We start from the raw sequence: 5516 nt of genomic DNA, 5'->3' as shown, positions 1-5516 counted from the left end.
GCTAAATTAGCGATATTCCAATTTATTGAAGGTTGGTATAACCGAAAAAGAATTCACAGTAGCTTAGGATATAAAACTCCACAAGCCATTGAAGATCAAATTACAAAAACAGCTTAAGATTTAACTTTTTTGTGTCCAAAATATTGACTCAAATCCAAATTGATAATCTTAGTTGGATTGCAACACAGCTAATTATTGCCCCTAACAGCCCCTTGTATAATAAAGGAACGTTAATTGGCAAAAGAACTAAAGAAAAGTATATTACTTTACAATAAAAATACAAAGATAAGCCGAATTTCCTAAGGGAAAAATACTTAATATAACTCTTTCTTATTTTAATTGTATAAAAGAGGTGTTCCTGTTGAATGGAGTGATTATAAGCAATATAGACTAACTCATATAGTCTGTTTAAATGCTTTAGCTAGAGCGGGCAATAAAATTATTCCTTCAAATTATAATTTTGTTTCTAACCAGTTAAACATTAAAGAAGTAAATAAAAGAATGAGCAGTATAAAGATATTTGATTTGTCTAGTGAAGGAACATTGAAATATCTAAAAGGTGCTAGTGGTTCTAAAGTCTTAGCTGAAGACATCATTGCATCTGTAGAGAAATAATTCTTGAATTCCCCATTTTCAAATTTTAAAATGGCCGAAAAATCAAATTGATTTTTCGGCAGTGGTGTCTTACTCATGCCTTAAAGACAGTTCCGAACTTAAGCTATCGCACCCGTTAGTTAAAGTGCATAATTTCACAATAGGAAAATCATTATTCACTTTCTTTTTTCTAACACCATACTGCAGATCGTAAGAAGAGCTCCCCCTACAACCAATACAGCTGCTATTACGACTACTAGAAGAAAAGGGTTGAAACTAGACCTGATGGATAATTATTTTCAGACCGATATTTATTAATCAGGACCAATTCGTTTCGAAAAGTACTCTCACTAATATTGAACTCTTTACTTAAATCCTCACAAGTCAAAAAGGTATTTACTTTCAAAAATCTGGTAAGTACTCGTTGAGACCGTTCTTTCATGACATAATCATGAAAAATTAACAACTGGAAAGAGCAACCTCTCAAAAAAGATTAATCATTTCCATCTTTAGAACTCCCTCCGTTATTCTTATATAGATTGCTAATATTCGATAACCAAACCGATTTGACTACATACAGTAATATGTTCCCACACTCAACATGTCCAGAGTGTATGTGGCAACACATGGGATGCTGGTGAGACCATAACAAAAAATCCCCCAAACTCTTATTCTGGGGGAACATAAAACGCACTTCAATATTCTTCTAAAATCCGCTAAAAATATTGATTCCTGCGGGCGGATCCAATTATATACTTAGTAAATTCCCACCGAATCAAATCCGGCAGCAGCTGCAGCCTCTTCCTTGCTGCCTTCACCATAAATATCAATTGCAGACTGAACAATAGCTTTACGAGCGTCACTAAAATCGGAATTTGGCGTTAAATAAACGCTTATTGCACGATAGTAGATTTGTCCTAACTTGTGCCTTCCAATTTCTTGACCAATCAAGTATGCAGCGTGGTTTGTAATCGAGGAGTTAACATGGACACCGCCGCCATCTACCGAAGTTGGCATGTGATAAAATTCATCCATATGAGCCGGATAGACTCCACTGCCATATGCAGCTCTTTCCGCATTACTTACTACAACACTGTTTGGATTACTCAAGCTGCGCAATCTCGTTACACCGTCAGCTTTAGCAGCTGGTGCCATAATATCCTCGCCCATTTCCCAATCATCGTCGTCAACAAGTGCACCAAAGACGTCAGCAAATGATTCGTTTAGTGCTCCAGATTGATTGCGGTAAACTAAATTTGCTGTATGAGTGATGACGCCATGAGTCATTTCGTGGGCAGCAACGTCAAGACCGGCTGATAGTGAAATAAAGAACTCACCGTCACCATCCCCATAGGTCATCCAACGCCCATTCCAGGATGCATTGTTGTAATTATTGCCATAGTGGACCTTAGAAATGATTGCCATTCCTTCACCGTCAAGAGAATTTCGGCCATGCTCATTAAGGTAATAATCATATACCTTTTCCGAATTATAGTGTGCATCGACAAGAGCCCGATCATAGTCGCCGATAAATGCAGCAGAATTCCCCACATATAGAGTATCATTACTGGAACTATTATCATTTTTAGCATCATACGTAAGTATTCCATCAAGACCATTATGAGAGTAATCAGCTAACGCAAACTGAGTTCCAGATTTAGGTTCCTTCACTTGGGTAATATGTAATTCCCTGTGAGCACCATGTACCCCTTTTCCAGCACCATTTTGTGTTTTCATTTCATCAGCATGCATTAAACCATTATACTTATCGATGATTCCTCCCGTGTTTGCATCCACAAAGACAAACCAGTTGCCAGGCTCATCCCCCATGAAGTTAACATTCACTTTATAAGCTGTATGATTCTCTCCTTCAAAAGGATAGACTACAAGCTCAGAAGTTGGCTCATACGTTAGCTCTTCAGGGGCATTGAAAGATGATAGTGCCTGCTTTAGTGCTGCATCACTGCTTAAGGAGGCAGTCGTGTCCACCGCATCATCGGCAATCGTCTGATTTACTCTTCCGTTGACGGATACGACTTCATTATTCTTATTAAAATGAACAATAACTTCGGATCCTTCTACGTTCACTCCATTTATTGATTGATTAAAGCGAACGTGGGTCATACCGAGTTTATCTTTTTGTGAATCTTTTACTTTTAGGTTTTTATCTGGATTTTTAATTCCGGTTTTACCTTCGTTTTTCTTTAAATAATTTAGTGCATTGGAAGGGTTGCTAGAAGAGAATTTCTCAGCAAATCGCTCCTTCACAAAAACAGGAACGCTTGCCTTCTCATTCCACTTTTTAGAAGCTTGTACACTACTTGCCACCTTCGAATCAACCGGCTTTGCAAATACATTACCGGCTGGGATAGAACCTACCAACAACGCTGACGATAGAACTGCAGGAACAATAAACTTTTTCTTCAATATCGATCCCCCCATTATTTTCCATATACTTTATTATAGATTAATAAAAGTTAATTTACATGAATAATTGGAATTATTTTAATTTTATAAAAACTAGCAAGAAAAACCAAGATGCTATCTTACAGCAGGCAGAATTTACCACTTTACATGGTGATGAACTTAAAAATACTTCTAAATTTATTGGATTTTCTATACTTTTTTTGTAGTTAATTTAAACTAATTATAAAAAGTAGGATCTTAGCTAGTTAATTTGGAATATGCATTATAATAGGTATAATGATAGTCTGTTTGACACGGAAGCTCTGCGGGCATGATGCACGGCCATGCCGCCTGGTTTTAGGAGAGTTAGCGACATTTGGGTCAGTCCCAAGAAAAGAAGTGCCAGGCACCTTCCAATTTAGTTGATTTTCTTCAAATTAATAGTGTATTCGAAATGAAACTCGAATACTCTTATTTTTTCGAATGGAGAATAAGTAATAATCGCCGGTCAGTTCACCCTTAAGGAATCGACTTTTTTACTTCTTCTTATAGAGCTAAACCAGCTAATAGGATGTCAATATCTTTCTCTAAAAATTTCATTTCCCTTATGATATACTATTTTTGGTCATGCCAAATAACCCTCCAAAACCCTTTTGGAAGGATTTTTATCTGTTTCACAAAACTGTTAATTAGGCTAAATCTAGGAACATTTCTTTTCTCTTTAATAAAGCGTAAATCCAATGAAGCAACTTATTCATACAGGCAACGATTGACACTTTGGCCGGTTTTCCTTCTGATTTTTTCTTATCATAGAATGCTTTAAGCTTTTTGTTCCTTGAACTTCTTATGCCGCATAGTACGGCAAGATACAGAGAATGACGTAGTCTGCTCGAACCTCTTTTAGTCATACGATTAATGGTTGCCGTAAACTTACCCGATGGGTGAACACTTGGATCTACTCCAGCGAAGGCAACTAGTTTTTTCGGATGATTAAACCGGTCGATTTCACCAATTTCAGAGATAATCGTGGCTGCGATTTTTTCTCCTATACCGGGAATCGATTGGATGATCTTATATTCTTCCAGTTCATTTGCCAGGGCCACTATACGATCTTCCAAATCAGAAAGGTGTCCCTGGTAATGAAAAAGCAACTCAATATACATACGAAGATTGATTACGTGACTTTCATACACGTTTTTTTGGTATGGATTTCGAGATGCGGAGTCCATTATTTTTTTTGCTTTTTCCCATGCCCATTGACCCGATCGGCTAGGACAGAACTCTATAACACTCTCTGATAGCTTACTTTCCCCGGCTGTTAATACCGCCTCTGAAGTGGGATATTCCATTAATATCAATAAAGAAACCCTTGAATATAAATCCCCAAAAACCTTCCGGTATTCAGGAAACACTTGATCTAAAATGGTGTGAAACTGAAGTTTAGCTTCCACATACATATTTGTTACGATTTCCTGTTGTCTGGACAAATTCCGAAGGTCTAATAGCTGAATGCCTCTAATTTTATGAGGTTCTAAATCCTCTTTGTAATACAGCACACACAACTGGTACGCATCGATTGCGTCTGTTTTTACCTTCCGTAAACTGGACTTCTTTGCCTGATATGAAATAATCGGATTTAGTAAGATATATAGAATCCCTTGTTCCTCCAGGTATTGAATAACGGGAGAATGGTAATGCCCTGTAGATTCTAAAATGACCATAGGCATCTGCCCTGTCACCTCTTCAATTTCTTTTAGAAATCCTATAAAATGATCTAATTCCTCTCTAGTATGCTTCATTGAAAAGCTCTTCCCATACGGTTTAGATTGATCTAAGAATGCCTGAACTTGGCTCTCTCCTTTTGCCACATCCAGACCAACAACTGGATTCATTATTTTTACCTCCTTTACTTACTAACCAGTACCCCTAGTCCTCCATGCAGTGTCATAGCTTCGCTTGTTATACGAGATCTACGTCCCAACCAGCCTCAAACATGTTTCTACAAGTAGGGGGCGGACAGTTTAGTTCACGAGATCAAGTCCCACGCACCCGTACGTCCTACCCTGGCTACTGATATAATAGATTCTATTAAAAAAAGGTCAACCAGTAATTTTTACTGGTCAACCTTATAATACGACGCACCCGTTAGTTCTATAAGACTTATTATTGAGGCCAAGATTTTTTGATTTTTCTTGTTTTTTCATTTTGTCGCCTCCTAAAATTAGGATTCGTAGTAAATCAAAAAATATTCCAAAGTAATTTTTAAATGATTATGTTGCATAGTTCGAATAAACTATGCTACTTGAACTAATCTGCCCTGTTAGTTGCATAAGAAAATGGAGCTATTTCCTACCCCATATTTGTTAGTTCAACAAGATAATAACTTTTGAAGGTAGTTCCATACATACCTGCTTTCATTAGTAAAAGAAAGTGACAACCAGGGATGGGTGCCTTTACAATTTCATAAACACTTTGATTTCGTTTATTAATAGTATTCCTTTATACACACTTATAAT

The 5516-nt window shown here is 37.0% G+C and carries 3 protein-coding genes; 1 reads left to right on the top strand and 2 read right to left on the bottom strand.

Annotated features, from left to right (window positions below; translation table 11 throughout):
• The coding region (locus tag LQ203_RS27125) for an IS3 family transposase (RefSeq protein ID WP_356715595.1) at positions 1-117 on the top strand (117 nt) is incomplete at its 5' end.
• A 1233-nt stretch (positions 118-1350) separates the two neighbouring features.
• Here the strand turns inward: LQ203_RS27125 and LQ203_RS27120 are convergent.
• Together LQ203_RS27120 and LQ203_RS27115 are read right to left on the bottom strand one after the other, a co-directional pair.
• Positions 1351-3021 carry a M4 family metallopeptidase gene (locus LQ203_RS27120; protein WP_230163018.1) on the bottom strand — a complete coding sequence of 557 codons (1671 nt, stop codon included), beginning with the start codon at positions 3019-3021 and terminating at the stop codon, positions 1351-1353.
• A gap of 668 nt (positions 3022-3689) precedes the next feature.
• Positions 3690-4892 (bottom strand): IS110 family transposase, encoded by a 1203-nt coding sequence (locus LQ203_RS27115; protein ID WP_230163016.1) that lies wholly within the window; start codon positions 4890-4892, stop codon positions 3690-3692.
• Between the last annotated feature and the right edge of the window lie 624 nt (positions 4893-5516).

This window comes from Peribacillus sp. Bi96 (genome assembly GCF_918698115.1).
Lineage (GTDB): Bacteria > Bacillota > Bacilli > Bacillales > DSM-1321 > Peribacillus.
The sequence above is the reverse complement of the archived record's forward strand: the minus strand, read 5'-3'. Positions and strand labels throughout refer to the sequence as shown.

What these genes read in the sequence shown, in the direction of transcription:
- LQ203_RS27115 (WP_230163016.1), bottom strand. Translation starts at nt 4,892, where the DNA reads ATGAATCCAGTTGTTGGTCTGGATGTGGCAAAAGGAGAGAGCCAAGTT.